Raw genomic sequence first — 23226 nt, forward strand, 5'->3', positions numbered from 1 at the left:
AGCGCCCAGACGTGGACTCACGCAGCCACTCACCCTTGCCCGTCTTTTGCCCCGTTCCGCATAATGGCACCTGACTTCCCCGGAGAGAGTGTGCAGGTCCATCGAGCCAGCTCCATCTTGGCCGTGTCGGCCATTATTTTCCTGTCGCTTTCTCACGCAGCGCACGCCGCGCCCGCTCCAGCGGAGAAGCGCGCGGACCGCGAGGCCCTCAAGGCCGCGCTGCTGCAGGTCCTCCAGCGCGCGCCACTGAAGGCCAGTCGCATGGGCGTGCTCATGCAGAGCCTGGACGACGGCGCGGTGGTGTTCAGCCACAACGCCGACGAACTGCTCAACCCCGCCTCCAACGTGAAGCTGGTGACGTCCGCCGCCGCGCTCGCGTCGCTGGGGCCCGAGTTCCGCTACGACACCGAGTTCCTGGTGGAGCCGGAGCTGGGCGCGGACGGCAAGGTGAAGACGCTCTACGTGCGCGGCAAGGGCGACCCGTCCATGACGACGGAGCGCCTGTGGGGCATCGTCGCGGAGCTGTGGCACGCCGGCGTGCGCGACGTGGGCGAAATCGTGGTGGATGACTCGTGGTTCGACGCCGAGCGCACGCCGCCCGGTTATGACCAGGAGGACACGGACCGCGCCTACATGGCGCCCACCGGCGCGGTGAGCCTCAACTGGAACGCGGTGGCCATCTACCTGCGGCCCGGCAACGCGCCGGGCGCCAAGGGCGTGGTGGAGATGGAGCCGCCCAGCGACTACTTCGTGGTGGAGAACCAGCTCACCACCGGGCCTCGGCGCGCGCGCCGGGTGTCCGTCACGTCGGACCCCGCCGGCCTCCAGCAGAAGATTGTCGTGCGCGGCCAGCTCCCGGGGGAGCGCGGCGGCGCCGTCAGCGTCTGGAAGAAGATCGACAACCCGCCCATGTACTTCGGCCAGTCGCTCAAGCAGATGCTGGTGACGCGCGGCGTGAAGATGAAGGGCAAGGTGAAGCTGGGCAAGACGTCCACCAAGGCCCGCATGCTGCACGTGTCGCAGTCGGACACGTTCGACGTGCTCCTCAAGCGCCTCAACAAGCTGTCCAGCAACTTCGTCGCCGAGCAGCTCCTCAAGACGATGGGCGCCGAGCTGCGCGGCTCGCCGGGCTCCTTCACCAAGGGCGTGGACGTGGTGGAGCAGTTCCTGGAGCGCGACGTGGGCATCCCCCGCGGCACCTACGTGATGAAGAACGGCAGCGGGCTGAACGACGCCAACCGCTTCTCCGCCACGCAGCTCAACCAGCTGCTGCGGCACATGGTGCAGCGCTTCCCCTTCTCGCCGGAGTACCTGTCGTCGGTGCCCATCGCGGGCAAGGACGGCACGCTCAAGTACCGCTTCGAGGGCAGTGACGCGGTGGGCCGGCTGCGCGCCAAGACGGGCACCCTGGAGAGCGTGTCCGCGCTGAGCGGCTACGTGACGAGCGCGGGCGGGGAGCGCTTCACCTTCTCCATCATGGCCAACGACTTCGCGGGCCGCGCCGGTCCCATCGTCGCGGGCCTGGACGCGCTGGGCGCGGCGGTGGCCGCCACCGGCTCCAGCCTGGGGCCGTCCACGGCGGTGGCCGCGCTGGCGGACAGCGGGCGGCCCTCGGGCGCCGTGGACGACGTGGCCGCTCGCATCAAGACGTACCTGGACCTGGGCGCGCAGCGCGACCAGCGCAACATCGGCTTCCTGCGCACCGCGTGGCGCAGCGAGAGAGACCCGGCCGTGCGCGCGGTGCTGGCGGAGAGCCTCTACCAGTCCAACCCGCACGACTACCTGGGCGCGCGCACGCTGCTGGACAGCTATTCGGCCACCGCCGAGGTCTACGGCCGGCTGAAGGACGTGGCGCGGGTGCTGTCCGTGGAGGTGCCGGGCGTCAGCAGCATGGTGGAGCTGGCGGCGGGCGGAAACGCCGAGGCGCTGGCCCGGGTGCTGGAGCTGGCGGGCGCGGCGGGCTCGGACGCCCAGGCCCAGTCGGAGATGGCCGAGGCCCTGGGCGAGGTGGCCCGCACCGCGCCGGAGGAGCTGGTGGTGGCGCTTCGGGCCGCCAGCGCCAGTGACCGGGACGCGTGCACCACGCTGCTGGCGCGGGGGCTGGTGCAGGCGGGGCAGGCGGACCACCCCTTCTGGAAGTCGCTGCGCCGCACGCTGGGCGCTTCGGACCCACGGCTGGCGTCCTTCGCCAAGGGGCTGGACTCCACGCTGTCGCAGAAGGTGGCGGAGGCCAAGGCCCCGGCGAAGACGCCGGAGGGCTTCACCCCCGTGCAGATGGTGGCGCCCGCGGGCAACGCGCCCGAGTCCTCCACCGCCGACAACCGCCCGGGCGGGTAGGCCGGAATCCGCTGTGTTTCTCGCGAGTTCCCTCCGGCCGGGCCTGCCTCCCTGGCCGGGTGGCAGGCGGGCGTACGACACCCAGGAAGAAGGCGGCTTTCTGGCTGGGTGTCAGTACCCACTGCTATAGGTGGGAATCAAACCCGGCGGGTGCGTCCGGGGTGTAACCGGTCCTCGGTGGACCGGTTCTCGTGAGAAAGGAATGCAGTCATGGCTGGAGGCGTGAACAAGGTCATCCTCATCGGCAACCTCGGGGCGGACCCGGAGGTCCGGTTCACTCCCGGCGGTCAGGCGGTGGCGAACTTCCGCATCGCCACCAGCGAGAGCTGGGTCGACAAGAATGGCCAGAAGCAGGAGCGGACCGAGTGGCACCGCATCGTCGTCTGGGGAAAGCTCGCGGAGCTCTGCGGCGAGTACCTGAAGAAGGGACGGCAGTGCTACGTCGAGGGCCGCCTGCAGACGCGCGAGTGGACGGACAAGGAGAACCGGAAGAACTACACCACCGAGGTGGTGGCCAACGCCGTGACGTTCCTCGGCGGTGGTGGCCGTGACGCCGGAGACGGCATGGGCGGCGGGGGCGGGGGCGGTGGCCGCCGGCAGTTCTCCCAGCCACGAGGGGGAGACAACAACGACTACGGTCAGCCGCCTCCGGACGACATGGGCGGTGGCCATGGCGGCGGCAACGGCGACGACGACATCCCCTTCTAGGCCCGGCTGACGCCAGCGGCGCCCTGGAAATGAAACCGGCCGCTCCCCGGAAGTCTCGGGGGCGGCCGGTGTGCTTCGTGCGCCTGGACTTCCAGGCCCGGGAGCGCCGGGCCCGGGCCGCGTCACGGAGGGTGGCACCCACGGGGCTGAAGGCGGCGCCCGCGGTGTAGAGCGCGTAGATGACCGCCCAGCTCATCGCCGTCAGGACCAGGAAGAGGATGATGACCACCGGCTCGAACTTGCGCATGGAGCGCTCGCTGGAGAGCAGACCCCAGCCCATGGCGAAGCCCTGGAGGCCGTTGGCCAGGTGGTAGGAGGTGCCCAGGGTGCCCAGCAGGTAGACGACCAGGGTGGGCGCGTGGTGGTGCATCTCCCGGGCGATGTCGTCGAACGCCTCCGGGTGACCCAGCACCAGCCGCGGGTAGAGGAAGGCCAGCCAGATGTGGGCGCCCAGGAAGGCCAGCACGCCCACCGCGGTGATGCGCTGGAGGATGTACTTGAGGTTGCCGTAGTTGTTGTAGCGGGCGTTGTTCGGCCGGAAGCTGAACAGGCGCACCAGGCCCCAGCCGGTGTGCATCAGCAGCGGCAGCAGGACGATGAGGAAGGTGAAGACCTGGGAGAACGGGTTGGCGTACGTCGTCACCGACTTCTGCCAGGCGTCCGCGCCGTTGAAGGCGGAGAGGTTGTCCCACAGGTGGTTGACGACCCAGATGGACAGGGGAACCACCGCGAGGAACGAGCCCAGGCGGGACTTGAGGAGCGGTGTCTTCGTTTCTACTGCGGCAGCGGCTTGGGTGCTCATCGAATCTCCAGCGGCGGTGCGCGGGCGTCTTGCCGCGTCCACGGTCGAGGGCAAGTGACAGTCGGACGGCGGTTTATAGCCGGTCCAGCGCCCGGGCTGGATTTCTTCCTCACCCCGGCATGCCAGCACACCCACACGGAGGCATAAGGCTGACCTTATGCGTCACCCCGGTCCCCACTGCTGCCCTACTGCCGGGCGCAGGGGGCCCCGCCTTCTGTCGTTGGCGGGCAATGCGGGCTCGGGCACGCTAGTTGCCATCGATATGTCCGACGAGCTTCTCAGTGGAATGTTGAAGAACACGGACCTGCGCGTGGTGCTCGCCACCACGACGGAGCTGTCGCGCCAGGCGCGTGCCACCCATGGCACCGCGCCCGCCGCCGCCGTGCTCCTGTCGCAGGCCCTCACCGCCGCTGCCCTGATGGGGGCCCTGCAGAAGGGCGACGCCCGCATCAACATCCAGGTGGAGTGTGACGGCCCCCTGCGCGGCCTCTTCGTGGATGGGGACACGTCCGGGCTCGTCCGCGGGTACGTGAAGAACACCTACGTGGAGTACTCCGGGAACGACGGGCAGTACCATTGGCGCCCCGTGCTGGGGAACAAGGGCTTCCTGTCCGTGCTGCGGGATTTGGGCGGCGGCGAGTACTACCGCTCCGCGGTGGAGCTGGAGGCCTTCGACCTGGCGGCCGATCTGGAGCGCTACTTCCGTCAGTCGGATCAGCTCCCGTCACATGTGCTGTTGGCGCAGCTGCCGGAAGGCGGGGCCGCGGAGCCGCTGGGCCGCGTCGCCGGCCTGCTCGTCCAGCCGCTTCCCAGCGCGGACATGGAGGCCTTCGCGGCGCTGGGGGAGCGGCTGCGCCGTGACTTCGTGCCCTCGCTCCAGGCGCACGGCGAGGCGGGGGCAGCGGCCGTGCTGCGCGCGCTGCTGCCGGAGCCCGACTTCGAGGTCATGTCGCGTTACCCGCTGCGCTTCGGTTGTTCGTGCAGCAAGGACCGCGTGCTGCGCGCGCTCCTGGCCATGGGACGTGAGGAATTGACGGACCTTCTGGAGAAGGAAGGGCAGGCGGAGGCGACGTGCCAGTTCTGCACGACGCGCTATGTCATTCCTGGAGACGAAATCCGCGGCATGTTGGAGCGCGGCGCCATTTGACTTGCACGAGGCGCGACGGTACTTGCCGCGCGCCATGAGCTACTTCACGCAGTTGCTTGAGGGCGGCTACGAAGCCGTCCACCTGTTGAGTGATTCGAAGTCGGGCCTGCGTGCCATTGTGGGCATGCACAACACGCGGCTCGGTCCGGGGTTGGGCGGCACTCGCGCGCTGTCCACCTATGCCAGCGAGGAGGAAGCCGTCGCGGACGCGCTCCGGCTGGCGCGCGGAATGACATACAAGGCCGCGCTCGCGGGGGTGCCCCACGGCGGCGGCAAGGCGGTCATCATGCTGCCGCGCGGCAGCTTCGACCGTGAGAAGATTTTCGAGTCCTTCGGCCGCGCGGTGGAGTCCCTGGGCGGGCGCTACATCACCACCGAGGACAGCGGCACCAGCCCCGACGACATGGAGCACGTGCGCCGCCATACGAAGTATGTCGTTGGGCTGAAGGAGCGCAGCGGAGACCCGTCGCCGGTGACGGCGTATGGCGTGGCGCGCGCCATGGAAGCCACGGCGAAGCACGTCTTCGGCAGCCCGGACCTGAAGGGCCTGCGCGTCACCGTGCTGGGCGTGGGCCACGTGGGCATGTACCTGGTGAAGGAGCTGCACCAGCGCGGCGCCAAGGTGTGGGTGAGCGACATCAACCCCGCCAGCGTGCAGCACGCGGTGACGCAGTACGGCGTCACGGCGGTGGACGCCGACGCACTGCATCGGATGGAGGCGGACATCTACGCCCCCTGTGCGCTGGGCGGCGCCATCAACGACACCACCCTGTCGCTGCTGAACGTGAAGGCGGTGTGCGGCGCGGCCAACAACCAGCTGCTCACGTCGCGTCACGGCGAGCAGTTGGCCCGGCGCGGCATCCTCTACGTGCCCGACTACGCGGCCAATGCCGGCGGCCTCATCAACGTGGCCCAGGAGTGGGCGGGGTATGACCGGGACAAGGCGTACGCCCGCGCCTCCCTCATCTTCGACACCATCGACACGGTGCTGGCCCGCGCGAAGGAATCCGGCCTGCGCCCCGAGCAGGTGGCGGACCGGATGGTCGAGGAGCGGCTGGCCGGCTGAGCGCTCACGCACGCAGTGCGTGTATTGCCGCGAGACAAAGGCGACGTCTGGGGTGTGGCCGGATGTGGCCACCGTGCGGCCCTCGGAGTATGACGGGGCCGCACACACCCCAGCCGGAGTTCAGCGCCGTGGCGACCAAACGGCAGAGCAGGTCCACCGAGAAGGCCTCTACGAAGAAGTCCCCTGCGGTCCAGGCGGAGAAGCTCGTCTCCATTCCCGCGGACGTCGTGTTGGCGCCGCAGGTGGAGGCCCCGCGCCAGCCGACGGGGAAGGACCAGTCCCGAGGCCGGTCCGCGTCCAGCGGCGTGAAGGAGCTGTCCTGGAAGGAGTTCGACCGCGCGGTCCAGCAGCTCGCGGGTTCCATCAAGGAGACCTTCGAACCCCAGGTGGTGGTCGGTGTGGCCCACGGCGGCGTCTTCGTGGGCGGCGCGCTGGCGGGGGCGCTCGGCTGCCCGTTCTTCCCCGTGCGCATCAGCCGCCGGAGCAGGGACCGGGGCAGCGCCGCGCCTCGTACGTCGAAGACGCCGCAGCTCGCCGGGGAGATGCCCGCGGAGCTGAAGGGCCGCCGCGTGTTGATTGTGGATGACGTGGCCTCCAGCGGTGACACGTTGGAGCTGGCCACCGCTCTGGCGCGCGAGGCGGGCGCGAAGAAGGTGGCCACCGCGTGCCTCGTGACGAAGCCCGGTGGCTTCTCGCCGGACTACTCGGCGCTCTCCACCGCCTCGCTCATGGTCTTCCCCTGGGACTACGAGCCGTCCACCGGCGACGCGCGCTTCGACGAGGACCCGGACAAGGCTGGCGCATGAGCCTTGGCGCGGTGACGCCATGATTGTCGGGACGGCGGGCCACATCGACCATGGCAAGACGTCCCTGGTGAAGGTGCTCACCGGCATCGACACCGACCGGCTGAAGGAAGAGAAGCGCCGCGGCATCACCCTGGAGCTGGGCTTCGCCCACCTGACGCTGGATGACGGCACCGTGGCCGGCGTGGTGGACGTTCCGGGTCACGAGCGCTTCGTGAAGGCCATGGCCGCTGGCTCCGGCGGCGTGGACCTGGTGGTGCTGGTGGTGGCCGCGGACGAGGGCGTGATGCCCCAGACGCGCGAGCACCTGGACATCTGCCGGCTGCTGGGCGTGAGGGCCGGCGTCATCGCCCTCACCAAGTCGGACACGCTGGCGGAGCTGGGCCCGGAGTGGCGCGCGCTGGTGGAGGCCGACCTGGCCGCGCTCACCGCGGGGACCTTCCTGGAGTCGGCGCCCGTGGTGGCCTGCTCCGCCAGAACGGGTGCGGGAGTGGACGCGCTCCGCGCCGCGCTCACCCGGGCCGCGGCGGCGCTGCCCGAGCGGCCTTCGGAGGGCCCCGCCTTCTTGCCAGTCGACCGTGTGTTCACCATCAAGGGCTTTGGCACGGTGGTGACGGGCACGCTGCTGTCGGGAGCGCTGGCGGTGGATGACGCGGTGTCGCTCCTGCCTGGGTTGCCCGGTCCGCTGCGCGTGCGCGGGGTGCAGCGGCATGGCGACGCCGTGTCCGTCGTGGAGGCGGGACAGCGCGCGGCGGTGAACCTCGCCGGCGTGGAGCCGGAGGCGCTGCGCCGGGGGATGGTGCTGGTGCGCGCGGGCGAGCTGCCGGAGACGCGCATGCTCGACGTCGAGTTGACGTTGCTGCCCGCGGCTCCGTCGCCGTTGCCTCGTCGCTCGAAGTTGCTGCTGCACCTGGGCACCGCGCAGGTGGAGGCCACGGTGGCGCTGTTGGATGTGGAGCGGCTGGAGCCCGGCGAGACGACGCTGGCGCAGCTGCGGCTGGGCGCCTCCGTGGGGGCGTTGGTGGGCCAGCGCTTCATCCTGCGCGGCGCGCGAGCCCTTCCGGGCCGAGGCGCCACGGTGGCGGGAGGCCGCATCCTGTCCCTCTCCCCGCCGAAGCGGCGCAAAGGCGGCGCGTCGGCGGTGGCGCCCCTGCTGGAGGCGGACCCGGCGGGGCAGGTGGCCTGGCTGCTGCGGCAGGCGGGCTATCGCGGGCTGACGCAGCCGGAGCTGTTCGGCCGCTCGGCGCTGGGGCCCCGGGTCCTCACGCGCGCGCTGGAGTTGCTGGGGGCGCGGGGTGGCGCGCTCCTCATCGACCGGGAGCGGCGGCTGTACCTCTCCGGCGAGGTCTTCGAGGCGTTGCAGGGCCGCGCCCTGGCGCTGCTGGCCACCTTCCATGAGCGCGACCCCTTCGCGAAGGCCTGTCCCGCGAGGAGCTGCGGCAGCGATTGTCCTCGGCGCTGGACGCGCGGGCGTTCCAGCGGGTGTTGCAGTCCCTGGTGGAAGGAGGACGGGTGGAACTGGAGCGGGACGTGGTACGCCTCAAGGGGCGCGGCCGCACGCTGAGCCTGGGGGACACCGCCGCTCGGGCGCGGCTGGCGGCAGAGCTGTCCGCCGCGGCCCTGGCGCCTCCTCGCTTCCCGAACTGGAGCAGAAGCTCCAGCTTCCCGCCTCCCGGCTGCGTGAGCTGTTGGGCGTCATGGTGGTGGAGGGCGCGGCGGTGCGCGTCTCGGAGGGCTTGTGGTTCGCGGCCGGGGCGCTGGCGTCACTGCGCGAGCGCCTGGTTGCCCACCTGCGCGAGAAGAAGGAGATTACCACCCAGGATTTCAAGGAGATGGTGGGGCAAAGCCGCAAGTTCGTCATCCCCCTGTCCGAGTACTTCGACCGGGAGAAGGTCACGCTCCGGGTAGGAGAGAAGCGGGTGCTGCGTCGCGGATGAGTACCAAGCGCTACAGCGAGGCAGGGCTTCGCGTCCTCGTCGACACCTTCCGCAACCCCATGCTGGCGGTGGTGGAGGGACGGGTGCTCGTGGCCAATGACGCCTATGTCGCGTTGCTCGGCCTGCAACGCGCCCAGGTGGAGGGCCGCTCCGTCATGGACTTCATCCAGCCGGAGGACCGCAGCCGCGTGGTCGAGCGCTACTGGCGGGTGGAGGCCGGTGCGCCGCTCCATGAGGGCTCCCAGCTCTTCCAGGTCCCCTGCGCGGGTGGCGTGGCGCGCGAGGTGGCCGTCACCGCGTCCCGCTTCGTGTTGGAGCGCGGGGGCGGGGGCCTGCTGCTCAACTGCGTGCCCATGGAGAACCGGCCGCCGGAGATGTCGGTGGCCGAGCGGCTGGTGGAGACCTCCGCGGGGCTGGTGTCCGCGCACTCGGAGAACGCCGTCCGCCGTGTCGCCCTGAAGGGCCTGGAGGCCGCGGGCTTCCGGGCCCGGCTGTTGCGCTGGGACGGCGAGGGCCTGCTGGCTCGGGATGGGGAGCCCCTGCCGGAGGATGCGCGCCTGGGGCTGGAGTCGCTCGCGGACGGGCGCCCCGTCTTTGGTGGCTCGGACCAGGCCGCACCCACCCACGTCTACTTGCCCGTGGGCGGCCCCCAGGCCGAGGTGCTGTGGGTGGAGGGCCACTGGGTGGCGCCTCACCATGGCTCGGTGTTGATGCTCTTCGCCAAGGTGGTGGGCGCCGCGCTGGCGGACGCGCGCGTGCAGGCGGAGAGCGCGCGCAGCCGCTGGGAGATGGAGGCGGTCGCGCAGATGGCGCGCTTCGTCGCGCAGCCGTCTCCGCCCACGCAGGAGGACTTCCTGGAGCGCGTCGCTTCACTGCTCCAGGCGGACGCCGCGGCCCTTCACCTCTCGACGCCTCCCGAAGCCACGCTGATGCTGTCCTCACACGTGGGCTTTCAGGACGCGGCGGACGCGCGCCGGCTCACGGGCGTGCTGTCGTGTGGCGCGGAGGGCGCGCTGTCCTCGTCCGCGGACGAGGCCCCGCTGGTGGAGCAGTCCGGAGGGCGGTTGGGGGCGGGCGCGGCGGTGTGTCTGATTCGCGGCGGCGGGGTGTGCGGGAGGCTCCAGGTGCTGCGCGCGCCGGGGAGGCCCTTCGACGAGCGGGACCTGCGCCTGCTGGGCACGCTGTCGGAGTTGCTGGTGACGCTGCTGGAGCAGCGCCGGCTGAGGGCCGAGTCCTCGCGCCAGCTGGCCGAGACGCGCCTCCTGCTGGATCTGGCGCGCACCACGTCCGGCGTGCTGGAGACGTCGAGCATCCTGGACGTGGCCGCCGACTTCCTCGTCCGCCTGCTGGACGTGTCCAACTGCTACATCCTGCTGTACGACGAGAGCGCCCGGCTGCTGCGTGGCGCCGCGGCCTCCATCGCGCACCGCGACTACTTCCGCACGGTGGTGCTGCCCCTCCATGGAGACGGCCTGGCGGCGCGCGTGGCGCGTGAGCGCAGGCCCATCGCGGTGGAGGACGTGTCCGCCGCGGACGGAGGCTTCAACCCGGAGCTCGCGCACCGCTTCGACGAGAAGGCGCTGCTGGCGCTGCCGCTCACCTCGCGCGAGGAGCTCATCGGCGTGGTGGTGGTGGACGACACGCGGGGCCCGCGCGCCTTCGGTCCGGAGCTCATCGAGCTGGCGGAGGCCACGTGTGGCCAGCTGGCGTTGTCCATCGCCAACGCGCGCTTGTACGAGTCACTGTGGGCCAGCTACGCGGAGCTGGCCGCCACGCGCGCGGAGATGGTGAAGCGTGAGCGGCTGGCCGCGCTGGGCGAGCTGTCCGCGATTGTCGCCCACGAGGTGCGCAATCCGCTGGGCGTCATCTTCAACGCGGTGGCCTCGCTGCGCCGGCTGCTGGTGCCGGGCGGGGACGCGGCCATGTTGCTCGACATCCTGGGGGAGGAGAGCGACCGGCTCAACCGCATCGTCGGTGACCTGCTGGACTACACGCGTCCCAGGGACCCGGTGCTCCAGCAGGAGGACCTGGGCCGCGTGCTCCAGGATTCGCTGGAGGCCGCGCGGATGCAGGGCGGCGGCGCGGACCGCTCCATCCGCATCCAATCCGACGTGGAGCCCGGCCTGCCGCCGGTGCCCATGGACCGCCGCCTCATCCGACAGGCGCTGGTCAACGTGGCGGTCAACGCCATCCAGTCCATGCCGCAGGGTGGACTCGTGCAGGTTCGCGCGCGCCGTGAAGCCCACGCGGGGCGCGAGCAGCTGCGCATCGACGTGGTGGACCAGGGCCCGGGCATCCCCGCCGAGCTGCTCCACCGCGTCTTCGAGCCGTTCTTCACCACCAAGGCCCAGGGCACCGGCCTGGGCCTGGCCGTCGTCAGGCGCATCCTCGAGGAGCACCGGGGCGAAATCGCCGTGGACAGTATTCCGGGGCGCGGTACCACCTTCACCTTCCGGCTGCCGTTCTCGCAGCCTCCGTCCTTCCCATGACCGACGCGAACACTCCGCCGACCCGAGGACGGCTCCTCGTCGTGGACGACCAGCGCAACATGCGCGCCACCACCGCCCTGTTGCTTCGGGCGGAGAACTACACCGTCTTCGAGGCCGCCACCGGCGAGGAAGCCCTGGCCCAGCTCGCCAGCGGCAGCATCGACCTGCTGCTGACGGACCTGAAGATGGAGCCCATGGACGGGCTCACGCTCCTGCGGCGCGCGCTGGAGGTGGCACCCCGGCTCCAGGTCATCATGATGACGGCCTTCGGCTCCATCGAGAGCGCCGTGGAGGCCATGCGCCTGGGGGCCTACGACTATGTCACCAAGCCCTTCAAGGAGAGCGAGCTGCGCTACCGCGTGGAGCGCGCCCTGGAGCGCGCGCGCCTGCTGCGCGACGTGGACAACCTCACCACCGACTTCAACCAGCGCCACGGCTTGTCCGCCCTGGTGGGGCGCAGCGCCGCCATGCGCGAGCTCACCACGCGGCTGATGCGCGTGGCGCAGAGCGACGCCACCGTCCTCATCCAGGGCGAGAGCGGCACGGGCAAGGAGCTGGTGGCTCGCGCGCTCCATGCGCACAGCCGCCGCAAGGCCCGCTCCTTCGTGCCCGTCAACTGCGCGGCCATCAGCGAATCCCTGCTGGAGAGCGAGCTGTTCGGCCACGCCAAGGGCGCCTTCACCGGCGCGGTGAAGTCCCGCCGGGGCCTCTTCGAGGAGGCGGACGGCGGCACGCTCTTCATCGACGAGGTGACGGAGACCAGCCCCACCTTCCAGTCCAAGCTGCGCGCGCTGCAAGAGGGCGAGGTCCGCCGCGTCGGTGAGTCCACCGCGCTGCGCGTGGACGTGCGCATCGTCGCCGCCACCAACCGGGACATCGAGCTGGAGGTGCGCGACAAGCGCTTCCGGCAGGACCTCTACTACCGCCTCAACGTGGTGGCCCTCCGCGTCCCGCCCCTGCGCGAGCGCCTGGAGGACGTGCCTGCGCTGGCGGAGCACTTCCTGGAGCGGGCCAATGCCCGCAGCCCCAATCCCAAGCGCCTTTCCGCCGCCGCGGTGTCTCACCTGATGAGCTACGGCTTCCCCGGCAACGTGCGCGAGCTGGAGAACCTGGTGGAGCAGGCCGCCGCGCTCGCGGAGGGCGATGAGCTGCTGCCCGAGGACTTCCCCGTGCGGCAGGGCCGCATGACGCCGGCCCATGGCACCCCCAGCGTCGCCTTCCTGGACGGGCAGGGCGGGGCGCTCGGGCGCAACGCCAGCGCCGGGCCCACGCTGGCCCAGGTGGTGGAAGAGGCGGAGCGCCACGCCATCACCCAGGCCCTGGAGCGGCACGGGGTGGACCTGGCGCGCGTCGCGGATGAGCTCGGCGTCTCCTCCACCACGCTCTGGCGGAAGATGAAGCGGCTCAACCTCCGACCTCCCAGTGAGCTGGCCCGGGAATAGCCCTGGAGTAGGAGGAAGACTCACCCATGTAACTTTCCCGCGGCCATGGATTCAGATCCGAAATGGACGGGTTCATAGGTGAAAAAGGTAAGTAGCTAGATTTACTCGTCTTTTTCACATCTGAAACTCCATTGCAGTCATGAAATGGAGCGGCAGGGCAGGGGCAGCGTCAGCTAGTTCTTCAAGTGCTTGAGAAAACTAGAGTTTCTCCCCGCGAGGCTGCTGGCACGGCGACTGCTAAAGGAATCCGCGGGACACATCGAAGCGAGGCTGAAGGCGGTTCCCCCCCACCCCTTCAGCACTTCCGGTGAGTCACCTTGAGAAGACCCGCGGCCCGGCACCTCTTTGGGGTGTCGGGCCGCCTTCTTTTCCGCGTTCGTAGCTGCCTCGGCTCGCGACGAAAGGAAGTGCAGGTGGGTTCCTCTGAATCTCAGTGGGTGCTGCGTCCCGGTCGGCTGGAAGACCACGCTGTCTTTGCCCGGCTGTTTCTTGAACTCGGGGTGGATGAGCCCCCGCCGCCTGAGCCCGTGTGGGCGGCGGAAATCGCTCAGCGCTCCCTGTTCGCCGAAGGTCCCCAGGGTGTGGGCGCCTACGCCGTGACGAACGTCCTGGGGGACTTCGGGTACGTGAGGCAATTGGTGGTGGCGCCGTTCGCCCGGGGGCAGGGACTGGGGCGGAGGATGATGACGCACCTGGCCGGGCACTTTCGCGCACATGGGTGCACCCGCTGGGTCCTCAACGTGAAGCGGGACAACACGCCCGCGCTCGAGCTCTACACCTCGCTGGGAATGCGGCCGGCGCGCGAGGCCACCACGTTGCGGGTGACGCGGGCCCACCGGCGGCGCTCCCCCGCGTCACCGGACGGGGCCGTGGTGCCGGTGTCACTGGAGGACTGCGGCGCGCTGACGGAGGCCTTCGGGATGATTCCCGGCAAGCTGGCGGCCTCCGCGGCCAGTGACTCGCACCGGCTGCTGGGGCTCATCGACCCTCAAGTCCCTGCGCGCCGGTGGTTGGGGATGATGGACCTGCGCCCCGGTCCCAGCTTGTTTCCCTTCTTCGCGGTGTCTCCCGGGCATGCGCGGACACTGCTCGAAGAGGCCTTCGGCCGGCTGGAGGAGGGCGTGTCCGCGCTGAATGTCACGGTGGCGGATGACGCGCCCCTGGTGCACCTGCTCCGCGCGGCGGGAGCGCAGACTCGCCTCGAGACGCTGGAGCTTCGCGGCTCGCTGGTGGACGCGGCGCCCTGAATCAGGGGCGCTGAAAACACGACGCCCGCCCGAGCGCGAAGCCGGGGCGGGCGGGGTGTGACAGCGGAGGCGGGAGGCTACTGGCCGAAGATGCTGCTGGCCTGCTCCAGCCAGCCCATGATGGGACCGGGGATGATGCCCAGAATCACGACCGCCGCGGTGGACAGCACCAGCGCCAGCTCGGTGGACCAGCTCTTCTCGAGCGCCTGCGCGCCCTCCGGCACCGGCCGCATGAACATGTAGACCACCACGCGCAGGTAGTAATAGATGCCCACCGCGCTGGAGAGCACGCCGACGATGGTGAGGCCGATGAGGCCCGCGTCCACGGCGGCCTGGAAGATGAGCAGCTTACTCATGAAGCCGATGGTGGGCGGGATGCCACCCAGCGACAGCATGAAGGCCGCCATCGCGAAGGCCCAGCCCGGCTTGCGCTGCGCCAGCCCGCTGAAGCGCTCCAGGTCCCAGGCGGTGCCCTTCTCCTCGTCCTCGCGACGCTCCAGGACGGAGACGATGGCGAAGGCGCCCACCGCGCTGAACGTGTACGCCAGCAGGTAGTAGAGGATGCCGCGCAGCGCCTCCGCGCGGGCCAGGTCCAGCGGGGTGCCGCCCGTCAGCGCGGACGCACCCAGCAGGCGGAACTGCTCGCCCGGGCCGGTGACGAAGAGGGCGGCCACGCCCACCAGCAGGTAGCCGGCGTGGGCAATGGACGAGTACGCCAGCATGCGCTTCACGTTGCGCTGCGGAATCGCCAGCAGGTTGCCCGCCACCATGGTGAGGAAGGCCAGCACGGAGAACAGGCTCAGCAGCATCTCCGGGTCCACGCCCTTGCCCACCATGAAGAACACGCGGACCATCGCCGCGAAGGCGGCCGCCTTCACGCCCGCGCTCATCAGCGCGGTGACCGGCGTCGGCGCGCCCTCGTAGACGTCCGGCGTCCACATGTGGAACGGCACCGCGGCGACCTTGAAGGCGAAGCCCGTGATCACCAGGATGATGCCCGCGTACACCAGGCCCGGCTGCGACGACATGGCGGTGGACAGCGGACCGGCCATGGCCGTCAGGTGGGTGGTGCCGGTGGCGCCGTACAGCAGCGCCGCGCCGTAGAGCAGCACCGCGGACGAGAAGGCGCCCAGGATGAAGTACTTGAAGCCCGCCTCGCTCGGCCGCGTGCCACGCCGCAGGTACGACGTCAGCGCGTAGGTGGAGAGGGAGAGGACCTCGATGTTGACGAAGAGCGTGATGAGCTCGTTCGACATCGCCAGCAGGCTCATGCCCGCCGAGGCGAACAGCATCAGCGCGTAGAACTCACCGCGCTCCGCGCCGCGCTTGCGCAGGAAGCTCACCGAGCTCAGGGTCGCCAGCGCCAGACCCACGCACACCACGAAGGTGAGGAAGCTGGAGAAGGGGTCCATCACGCCGAAGCCGAGCATCACCTCCTGGGGTGGCTCGAACATCGTCGTCAGCGCCATGGCGCCTGCCGCCACCGCCGTCACCACGGTGAGCACCGCCTGGTACGCGCGCGACGCCGTCGTGGAGAGGAACACCTCCGACAGCAGCAGGATGGAGGCACCCACCACCATGATGATGGCGGGCAGCAGCGGGAGGAAGTCTGCCAGGCTGAGATTGGGCAGGTTCATGTCGGAAGCTCAGGCGGCTACTGCCGCGGCGAGGGAACGGCCGGGGCGGCGGCCAACGGAACGGGCGCGGACGGCGCGGCGACAACCTGACGGGATGGCAGGGACATCACCTCTACCCGAAGCCGGTCCTCCTGCAACTCGGCCCCCGGCGTGCCCACGCGGGCGCGGGCCAGGAAGCGGTCCGTGGACGGCTCCAGCCGGTCCAGGAAGGGCTGCGGCTGCAGACCCATCACGGCGACCAGGACGATGAAGGGGAGCACCGTGAGGCCCTCGCGCAGGTTCATGTCCGTCAGGTGCTGGTTCTCCCGGTGGGTGATTCCACCGAAGAACACCTTCTGCACCATCCACAGCATGTACGCGGCGCCCAGGATGACGCCCAGCGTGGCGAAGGCGCCGAACACCGCCGTCAGGTGCGGGTTGCCCGCGGCCTCGCCCAGGTCGCTCTTGAAGGTGCCCAGCAGGACCAGGAACTCACCGATGAAGCCGTTGGTACCCGGCACCGCGATGGAGGAGAAGGTGATGATGACGAAGGCCGCGGTGAACACCGGCATCACCTTCGCGATGCCACCGTAGTCCGCCATCAGGCGCGAGTGGCGCCGCTCGTACAGGTAGCCGAACAGGAGGAACAGCGCGCCCGTGGACACACCGTGGTTGAGCATCTGGTACGCGCTGCCCGTGGCGCCCTCGGCCGTAATCGCCAGGATGCCCAGCATGCAGTAGCCCAGGTGGCTGACCGACGAGTACGCAATCAGCTTCTTGATGTCCCGCTGCGCCAGGCACATCAGCGCGCCGTACACGATGCCGATGACGGCCAGCGTGGCCAGGAAGGGCCGCGCCTGCTGCGTGGCCACCGGGAAGAAGGGAATCGCGTAGCGCCAGAAGCCGAAGGTCCCCATCTTCAGGGTGACGCCGGCCAGAATCATGGAGCCAGCCACCGGCGCCTGCACGTGCGCGTCCGGCAACCAGGTGTGCAGCGGCCACATGGGGACCTTGACGGCGAACGCGATGGCGAACGCCGCGAACAGCCACGGACCCCAGGTATGCAGCGTGGCGGCCAGTCCCGTGAGCGAGTCGCACGTGCCCGCTGCAGTACAGGCGCTGAGCTGGCGGTTGGCGTCCAGCAGGCCGTTGTAGATGCTCGCGTAGTCGAAGGAGCGGGCACCCACCGGCGCGCTGATGAAGTACACGGCGATGACGGCCACCAGCATCAGCAGCGAGCCGGCCAGCGTGTAGAGGAAGAACTTCACCGCCGCCATCTGGCGGTCCTCGGCGCCCCACACACCCACCAGGAGGTACATGGGGATGAGCATGGCCTCGAAGAAGATGTAGAAGAGCAGCACGTCCAGCGACACCAGTGCGCCCAGCATCGTCGTCTGGAGCACCAGCAGCGCCAGGTGGAACTCCTTGATGCGGAACTTGATGTACGTGGTGGACGCCAGCACCACGAGGGGCCCCAGGAAAACGGTGAGCAGCAGCAGGCTCACGGCCAGGCCGTCCACGCCAATGTGGTAGCTGGTGCCGAACAGGTCGAACCAACGCGCCCGGTACTCGAGCTGGAACTCCGGTCCGCCCGGCACGTACGTCATGTAGGCCCAGACCCCGAACACCAGGTCCAGCACCATGGCGATGAACGTGACGGTGCGAATCTGGCCGCTCTCGCCGGCCGGCAGCAGCGCCACCAGCGCCGCGAACACCAGCGGCAGGAAGACGACGAGGTTGAGCAGGTGGTTGTCGAAGAAGCTCATTGCATCACCTGGATGAGGGCGTAGGCCATCCCGCCCAACAGGGCGATGGCCATCACAGCGGCGTAGGCCTGGGCATCGCCCGACTGCACGTAGCGGAGCGCACTGCCCACGCGCGCCGTCACCCACGCCGTGCCGCGGACCGCCACGGTGTCGATGACGAGCGCGTCCACCACGCGGAAGAGGAGGAAGCTCATGAACTTCACGGGACGGATGACAATCAGCTCATAGAGCTCGTCCACGTAGAACTTGTTGAGCGCCAGGGGGCGCACCGCGCGGATGAAGGCGGGATCCGGCTGACCCACGCGCGAAGGGAAGTAGCGCAGGTAGAGGAAGGCCGCCGCGCCGCCACCCGCCAGGGCCACGGCCCAGGCCTTGAGGTAGTCCGGCACCAGCTGCGGGCGGCTGGTGTCCAGCGCCACCAGCGTGCTGGCGTCGGTGATGCGCTTGGTCGCGCTGAACACCGGGCTCAGGAAGTTGTCGAGCACCGGCTGCGCCGTCATGTTGAGGAAGTCGATGCCGAACGCGTACCGCGCGGCAACCACGCTCAGGACCGCCAGCACCACCAGCGGCAGGGTCATCTGCCAGGCGCTCTCATGGGCGTGGGCCACCCGGGCCTCCTTCGAGCGGGGACCCTCGAAGGTGAGCAGGTACACGCGCGTCATGTAGAACGCGGTGGACGCCGCGATGAGCAGGCCCAGGTAGTAGACGAGGCTGGACACCCACTCCAGGCCCTGCAGGTGGTTGTGGTGCACGCCGTGCAGGATGGCGTCCTTCGAGAAGAAGCCGGACAGCGGGATGATGCCGGTGATGGCCAGGGTGGCGACCAGGAAGGTGGCCCAGGTCCAGGGCATCTCCTTGCGCAGGCCACCCAGCTTCTTGATGTCCGTCTCGTCGCCGTTGCCGTGCATCACGCTGCCGGCGCCGAGGAAGAGGCAGGCCTTGAAGAAGGCGTGCGTCATCAGGTGGAACACCGCCGCCCAGAAGATGCCCATGCCCACGCCCATGAACATGATGCCCAGCTGGGACACCGTGGAGTAGGCGAGCACCTTCTTGATGTCGTCCTGCGCGAAGGCGATGAGCGCCGCCAGCAGCGAGGTGAGCGCGCCGATGATGGCGATGGTCGCCATGGCGGTGGGGCTCAGCACCAGCAGCGCGGACATTCGGCTGAACAGGTAGACGCCGGCGGTCACCATCGTCGCGGCGTGGATGAGGGCGGAGACCGGCGTCGGGCCGGCCATGGCGTCCGGCAGCCAGACGTAGAGGGGCAGCTGCGCGCTCTTGCCCGCGGCGCCCAGGAGGAACAGCAGCATGGCCGCCGTCATCACGCCGCCGAAGGTGTAACCCTCCAGCGGGCCCGCCTCGATGGGGGTGCTCAGGTCGACCTTGTCCGCGGAGCCGTCCACCAGGCCCTCGGCCATCTTCTCCAGGCCCTTGAACGTCACCGGGCCCTTCTGCTCCAGCGCGGCCGTGTAGTGCTGCGCGGTGGTGCCGGCAGTGTTGTAGTCCGCCGCGTTCGACTGCTGGGTGAAGGCGGAGACCAGCAGCACCAGCAGGAAGGTGCCGATGAGGAACGCGAAGTCACCGATGCGGTTGGTGACGAAGGCCTTGCGCCCGGCCCAGGCCTTGGCCGGGTCGTCGTACCAGAAGCCGATGAGCAGGTAGCTGGCCATGCCGACGCCCTCCCAGCCCACGAAGAGCAGGATCAGGTTGTCGGCCAGCACCAGCGTCAGCATCGCCGCGACGAACAGGTTCAGGTACGCGAAGAACCGCCAGTACGCGGCGTCGTGCTCCATGTAGCTGGTGGAGTACAGGTGGATGAGGAAACCGACGCCGGTGATGATGAGCAGCAGGATGCCGGACAGATGGTCCACCATCAGCCCGAAGTTCACCCGGAAGTCGCCCACCGAGAACCAGGTGCCGTAGTCGTACGCGAGCGCGTAGCGCACGAAGTCCCGCTCGATGCCGAACGGGTTGGGGAAGATGGCCGCCAGCCGACCCGTCTCGGGGTTGTGGTGGCTGGTGGCCCAGAAGGCCAACAGGCTCAGGACGAAGGAGCCGGCCACCGCCGCACAGGCGACGAGCTGGACGTTGGCCCGGCCCATCATCTTGCCGAACACACCGCAGATGAACGCGCCCAGCAGGGGCAGCGCGATGATGAGCCAGAGCGAGGGCGCCAGGATGTCTGGCGCCACGGGTGCCGCCCGGAAGAATTCGACGAGAGTCATGACAGTGGCTCCTGGGGGGGCATCAGTGCTTCATCGTCCGGAGGTCTTCCAGCAGGATGCTGCCCCGGCTCCGGAAGACGGCGATGACGATGGCCAGACCGATGGCGGCTTCCGCCGCCGCCACCGCGATGACGAAGAAGGCGGACACGTGGCCGAGGTCGTCACCGCGCATGCGCGCGAAGGCCACGAACGTGAGGTTGGCCGCGTTGAGCATCAGCTCCACGCTCATGAAGACGACCAGCGCGTTGCGGCGAACGAGCACGCCGAACATGCCCATGCAGAACAGGGCGGCGGCAAGCAGGAGATAGTAGGTGATGGGAACCATGGGCCGATTCGGGGCCTCGCGAGCGGCTGCCTGCGCCGCCATCTAGCACAGAAAAGTTGTCCGGGATGGGCGATCAGATCCGCGACTTGGCCACGACGACTGCGCCCACCATGGCCACCAGCAGCAGCAAGCTCACAGCTTCGAAAGGGAACAGCCACTGGGTGAAGATGACCTGACCCATGGTGGCGATGGTGCCGAAGGAGGCCTGGGCTCCCGTGCTCAGCGTGGCCGGCTCGGCGGGCAGCTTCAGGAGGACGATGGCCAGGACCACGAACAGGCCCACCGTCGCCGCGCCGCCCGCGACGCGGGCCACCGTGGGCTTGCCGCGCGTGGACGACTCTCCCAGGTTGAGCAGCATGATGACGAACAGGAAGAGCACCATGATGGCGCCCGCGTACACGAGCACCTGCATGACGGCCACCGTGTGCGCCCACAGCAGCACGTAGATGCCGGCCATGAAGAAGAACGTGGACACCAGCGCCATGGCCGAATTGATGGGGCTGCGCGCGAAGATGACCGTTCCAGCCGACAGCAGCGTCAGGAGCGCGAACGCCCCGAAGAGGATGAGCTCGATGTTCAAGACCAGTCTCCGAACGAACCCCAGGGCTTGTCGCCGAACGGGCAACGGTGCTCACGGATGTGAGCCTCGAACTCGTCCCGGAACCGCATGAGGAACGAGTGCGTGGGCAGCGCCGCCGCGTCGCCGAGCGCGCAGATGGTGTTGCCCAGGCCGATGGGCGGGTAGGGGGCGATCGACGACGCGACGTTGGACAGCATGTCGATGTCGCCCGGCTCGCCGCGGCCCTCTTCGATCTTGCGCAAGAGGCGCGTCTGCCAGGGCGTGCCTTCACGGCACGGCGTGCACTGGCCGCACGACTCTTCCGCGTAGAAGCGGGCCACGCGCCACAGGCTGCGCACCATGCAGGTGGCGTCGTCCATGACGATGACGCCACCGGAGCCCGCCATGGTCTGCTTCACCTTGAGGGCCTCGAACTCCATGGCCACGTCCAGCTCGTCCGCGCCCAGCACCGGCGCCGAGGAGCCGCCCGGAATCACGGCCTTCACCTTCCGGCCCGCGGGCATGCCCCGGCCGTACTTGTCGTCGAAGATGAGCTCGGAGAGGGTGGTGAACATCGACACTTCGTACACGCCCGGCCGGTTCACCGTGCCGGAGAGGCAGACGAGCCGCGTGCCGCCCGACTTGTCGGTGCCCAGCTTCGCGTAGGCCTCCGCGCCCTGCTGGAAGATGGCGGGCACGCTGGCCAGCGTCTCCACGTTGTTCACCACCGTGGGGCAGCCGAAGAGGCCCACCACCGCGGGGAAGGGCGGCTTCAGGCGGGGCCAGCCCTTCTTGCCTTCCAGGCTCTCCAGCAGCGCCGTCTCCTCGCCGCAGATGTACGCGCCCGCGCCGCGGACCAGGTAGCAGTTCAGCTCGTAGTCCTTGCCCAGGACCTTCTTGCCGAAGATGCCCGCCTTGTAGGCCTCGTCGATGGCCGCCTGCGTGCGCTCCGCCGGGAACTTGAACTCGCCGCGCAGGTACACGTAGCAGGTGTGCACGCCCAGCGCGTAGGACGCGATGGCGATGCCCTCCAGCATCATGTGCGGGTCATCTTCCAGGATGTAGCGGTCCTTGAAGGTGCCCGGCTCGGACTCGTCGCCGTTGACCGCCAGGTACTTGGGCTTGGGGCTGTCCTTGGGGACGAAGCTCCACTTGAGGCCCGTGGGGAAGCCGGCGCCACCGCGACCGCGGAGGTTCGACTTCTTCACCTCGTCGATGATGGCGGCGGGCTCCATCTGGAGCGCCTTCTTCAGCGCCTCGTAGCCCCCCCGCTTGCGGTAGCTGTCCAGGGTCCAGGACTGAGGCTTACCCCAGGCCGCCGAGATGATCGGTTCGATCGCCTTTGCCGTAGAGGCCATGTCGATGACGTCCTAAGCCTAAGAAGGGTGGGGGTTCAGCTCAACTTGGCGAGGATGGCATCCAGCTTCGCCTGGGTCAGGCTTTCGTGGTGATCCTCGTTGATCTGCAGGCAGGGCGCAGTACCGCACGAGGCCAGGCACTCGGTCTCTCGCAAGGTGAACTTCTCATTGGCTTCACCTGCCTTGAGGCCCAGCTTCTCCTCCAGGTAGGCGAGCATCTTCTCCGCGCCCCACAGCGAGCAGGACAGGTTCGTGCAGACGTCGATGACGTACTTGCCCGGCTTCTTGAGGTGGTACATCACGTAGAAGCTGGCCACTTCCATGGCCCGCTCGGGAGTGACCTCCAGATGCTTCGCCACCAGCCGCAACCCTTCCGGGGGCAGCCATCCCTTGATTTCCTGGAGCAGACGCAGCGCTGGGAGCATGCCCGCGCTTTTCCGATCCGGGGGGTAGTGGGAGATGATCTCCGCGATTCCCGCGTCGAACTTCTTCTGCTCTTCAGAGGTGAACAGGGGCTCCGCCATGGCGGGCCGGTACGTATTGCCCCAATGGCTACGTTGTCAACATAAACCCTCGAAGCTACACTGGGTTGCCATCAGCAAATTGCCGAGCGATTTCAAGCCCTTGTTATGAACCCGGGTCCAGAGGACAAGCGCCAGCACCCCCGCGTCCCGGCCGTGCTGAGAGTGGACTACACGGACGGGCGCCAGGCCCGCGACGTGACGGAGAACCTGTCCCACGAGGGCCTGTTCGTCCAGACGGACCAGGCCTTCGTCATGGGGGACGAGGTCCGGCTCGCACTTTCTTTCCCGGGACTGCTGGATCCGGTAGAAGTCAGCGGAACCGTGGCCTGGATGCGGCCAGCGGGCCCCGATCAGCCCGCGGGCGTCGGCGTTCGCGTGGAGCGCGAGCAGGACCGGCGGAAACTGGGTGACATCTTGAGTGCGGCAGGAGCAGACAGCCACGCGTCCCACGCAGAGCACGAGGGGTATCGTGTGCTCATCGTCGAGGACAACCCGCACATCATCGAGATGTACAGCTACGTGCTGAAGAAGCTGGCCAGCGGCGAGCTGCACGGAAAGGTCCCCCTGGAGGTCCACTTCGCGCCGGACGGGCACCACGCGCTGCTGATGCTGCGCGAGGACCGCTTCAATCTGGTGATGACGGACCTCTACATGCCGGTGATGGACGGCTTCGCCCTGGTGGAGCGGATGCGCGAGGAAGAAGCGCTGCGCACCATCCCCATCATCGCCATCTCCGCCGGCGGCAAGGAGGCGCAGGACCGCGCCATGCAACTGGGCGTGGACATCTACCTGCGCAAGCCGGTGCGTTTCGTGGAAGTCCTGGAGACGGTGAAGCAGCTCTTGCGCATCAAGTAGGGGCGCGTTTTACCGCCAGT

General features: G+C 69.1%; 16 protein-coding genes and 2 pseudogenes. 10 read left to right on the plus strand and 8 right to left on the minus strand.

What is annotated here, in order from left to right:
• Positions 1-90: 90 nt before the first annotated feature.
• Both dacB and QEG98_RS06080 read left to right on the plus strand, forming a co-directional pair.
• Entirely contained in the window at positions 91-2337 is a 2247-nt protein-coding gene (gene dacB / locus QEG98_RS06075) for a D-alanyl-D-alanine carboxypeptidase/D-alanyl-D-alanine-endopeptidase (RefSeq protein ID WP_316566065.1), read from the plus strand.
• Positions 2338-2547: 210 nt separating this feature from the next.
• A complete protein-coding gene (locus tag QEG98_RS06080; protein ID WP_090485051.1) occupies positions 2548-3045 on the plus strand; it encodes a single-stranded DNA-binding protein in 498 nt (165 codons plus the stop codon).
• Positions 3046-3175: 130 nt separating this feature from the next.
• Here QEG98_RS06080 and QEG98_RS06085 read toward each other — a convergent pair.
• A pseudogene (locus QEG98_RS06085) lies at positions 3176-3847 on the minus strand (succinate dehydrogenase); the annotation flags it as partial.
• Between the two features lie 262 nt (positions 3848-4109).
• Between QEG98_RS06085 and QEG98_RS06090 the strand changes: the two are divergent.
• The 7 genes and pseudogenes from QEG98_RS06090 (at position 4110) to QEG98_RS06120 (ending at position 13978) form a co-directional block, all read left to right on the plus strand.
• The gene (locus QEG98_RS06090; RefSeq protein WP_316566066.1) at positions 4110-4994 is read left to right on the plus strand and encodes an Hsp33 family molecular chaperone HslO; all 885 of its coding nucleotides are present in this window, start codon (positions 4110-4112) and stop codon (positions 4992-4994) included.
• Positions 4995-5028: 34 nt separating this feature from the next.
• Positions 5029-6060, plus strand: coding sequence for a Leu/Phe/Val dehydrogenase (locus tag QEG98_RS06095; RefSeq protein ID WP_316566067.1), 1032 nt, complete (start codon positions 5029-5031; stop codon positions 6058-6060).
• A 62-nt stretch (positions 6061-6122) separates the two neighbouring features.
• Positions 6123-6866: a phosphoribosyltransferase gene (locus QEG98_RS06100; protein WP_316566068.1), complete on the plus strand. Its 744-nt coding sequence runs from the start codon at positions 6123-6125 to the stop codon at positions 6864-6866.
• Between the two features lie 19 nt (positions 6867-6885).
• A pseudogene (selB, locus tag QEG98_RS06105) lies at positions 6886-8800 on the plus strand (selenocysteine-specific translation elongation factor).
• Positions 8797-11289 (plus strand): ATP-binding protein, encoded by a 2493-nt coding sequence (locus QEG98_RS06110; RefSeq protein ID WP_316566069.1) that lies wholly within the window; start codon positions 8797-8799, stop codon positions 11287-11289. Before selB ends, QEG98_RS06110 begins: the two are co-directional and overlap by 4 nt.
• Positions 11286-12731, plus strand: a complete 1446-nt coding sequence (locus tag QEG98_RS06115) for a sigma-54 dependent transcriptional regulator (protein ID WP_316566070.1) — start codon at positions 11286-11288, stop codon at positions 12729-12731. The genes QEG98_RS06110 and QEG98_RS06115 overlap by 4 nt, the downstream gene beginning before the upstream one ends.
• 413 nt (positions 12732-13144) lie before the next feature.
• Positions 13145-13978, plus strand: a complete 834-nt coding sequence (locus tag QEG98_RS06120; protein ID WP_316566071.1) for a GNAT family N-acetyltransferase — start codon at positions 13145-13147, stop codon at positions 13976-13978.
• Positions 13979-14055: 77 nt separating this feature from the next.
• On the opposite strand, the gene QEG98_RS06125 is transcribed toward QEG98_RS06120, so the two are convergent.
• From QEG98_RS06125 to nuoE, 7 genes are all read right to left on the minus strand, one after another.
• The gene (locus tag QEG98_RS06125; protein WP_316566072.1) at positions 14056-15615 is read right to left on the minus strand and encodes an NADH-quinone oxidoreductase subunit N; all 1560 of its coding nucleotides are present in this window, start codon (positions 15613-15615) and stop codon (positions 14056-14058) included.
• 17 nt (positions 15616-15632) lie between these two features.
• Positions 15633-17360, minus strand: coding sequence for an NADH-quinone oxidoreductase subunit M (locus QEG98_RS06130; protein WP_316566073.1), 1728 nt, complete (start codon positions 17358-17360; stop codon positions 15633-15635).
• Complete coding sequence (gene nuoL / locus QEG98_RS06135; RefSeq protein ID WP_316566074.1) at positions 17357-19585, minus strand: NADH-quinone oxidoreductase subunit L; 2229 nt, start codon at positions 19583-19585, stop codon at positions 17357-17359. The genes QEG98_RS06130 and nuoL overlap by 4 nt, the downstream gene beginning before the upstream one ends.
• Positions 19586-19607: 22 nt before the next feature.
• The gene (gene nuoK, locus QEG98_RS06140; RefSeq protein ID WP_090485030.1) at positions 19608-19910 is read right to left on the minus strand and encodes an NADH-quinone oxidoreductase subunit NuoK; all 303 of its coding nucleotides are present in this window, start codon (positions 19908-19910) and stop codon (positions 19608-19610) included.
• Positions 19911-19983: 73 nt separating this feature from the next.
• Positions 19984-20490 carry an NADH-quinone oxidoreductase subunit J gene (locus QEG98_RS06145; RefSeq protein WP_141594091.1) on the minus strand — a complete coding sequence of 169 codons (507 nt, stop codon included), beginning with the start codon at positions 20488-20490 and terminating at the stop codon, positions 19984-19986.
• Positions 20487-21827 (minus strand): NADH-quinone oxidoreductase subunit NuoF, encoded by a 1341-nt coding sequence (gene nuoF, locus QEG98_RS06150; protein WP_013935739.1) that lies wholly within the window; start codon positions 21825-21827, stop codon positions 20487-20489. Before nuoF ends, QEG98_RS06145 begins: the two co-directional genes overlap by 4 nt.
• 35 nt (positions 21828-21862) lie before the next feature.
• The gene (gene nuoE / locus QEG98_RS06155; RefSeq protein ID WP_011551206.1) at positions 21863-22351 is read right to left on the minus strand and encodes a complex I 24 kDa subunit family protein; all 489 of its coding nucleotides are present in this window, start codon (positions 22349-22351) and stop codon (positions 21863-21865) included.
• Between the two features lie 105 nt (positions 22352-22456).
• On the opposite strand from nuoE, the gene QEG98_RS06160 reads away from it, so the two are divergent.
• The gene (locus tag QEG98_RS06160) at positions 22457-23206 is read left to right on the plus strand and encodes a TIGR02266 family protein (RefSeq protein WP_090485026.1); all 750 of its coding nucleotides are present in this window, start codon (positions 22457-22459) and stop codon (positions 23204-23206) included.
• Positions 23207-23226 lie beyond the last annotated feature (20 nt).

Source organism: Myxococcus sp. MxC21-1 (genome assembly GCF_032612255.1).
Lineage (GTDB): Bacteria > Myxococcota > Myxococcia > Myxococcales > Myxococcaceae > Myxococcus > Myxococcus virescens.

Bases quoted from the DNA above. Each gene is read 5' to 3' on its own strand.
- QEG98_RS06080 (WP_090485051.1), top strand. From the start codon at position 2,548: ATGGCTGGAGGCGTGAACAAGGTCATCCTCATCGGCAACCTCGGGGCG.
- QEG98_RS06090 (WP_316566066.1), top strand. From the start codon at position 4,110: ATGTCCGACGAGCTTCTCAGTGGAATGTTGAAGAACACGGACCTGCGC.
- QEG98_RS06095 (WP_316566067.1), top strand. From the start codon at position 5,029: ATGAGCTACTTCACGCAGTTGCTTGAGGGCGGCTACGAAGCCGTCCAC.
- QEG98_RS06100 (WP_316566068.1), top strand. From the start codon at position 6,123: ATGTGGCCACCGTGCGGCCCTCGGAGTATGACGGGGCCGCACACACCC.
- QEG98_RS06110 (WP_316566069.1), top strand. From the start codon at position 8,797: ATGAGTACCAAGCGCTACAGCGAGGCAGGGCTTCGCGTCCTCGTCGAC.
- QEG98_RS06115 (WP_316566070.1), top strand. From the start codon at position 11,286: ATGACCGACGCGAACACTCCGCCGACCCGAGGACGGCTCCTCGTCGTG.
- QEG98_RS06125 (WP_316566072.1), bottom strand. From the start codon at position 15,615: ATGAACCTGCCCAATCTCAGCCTGGCAGACTTCCTCCCGCTGCTGCCC.
- QEG98_RS06130 (WP_316566073.1), bottom strand. From the start codon at position 17,360: ATGAGCTTCTTCGACAACCACCTGCTCAACCTCGTCGTCTTCCTGCCG.
- nuoL (WP_316566074.1), bottom strand. From the start codon at position 19,585: ATGACTCTCGTCGAATTCTTCCGGGCGGCACCCGTGGCGCCAGACATC.
- nuoK (WP_090485030.1), bottom strand. From the start codon at position 19,910: ATGGTTCCCATCACCTACTATCTCCTGCTTGCCGCCGCCCTGTTCTGC.
- nuoF (WP_013935739.1), bottom strand. From the start codon at position 21,827: ATGGCCTCTACGGCAAAGGCGATCGAACCGATCATCTCGGCGGCCTGG.
- nuoE (WP_011551206.1), bottom strand. From the start codon at position 22,351: ATGGCGGAGCCCCTGTTCACCTCTGAAGAGCAGAAGAAGTTCGACGCG.
- QEG98_RS06160 (WP_090485026.1), top strand. From the start codon at position 22,457: ATGAACCCGGGTCCAGAGGACAAGCGCCAGCACCCCCGCGTCCCGGCC.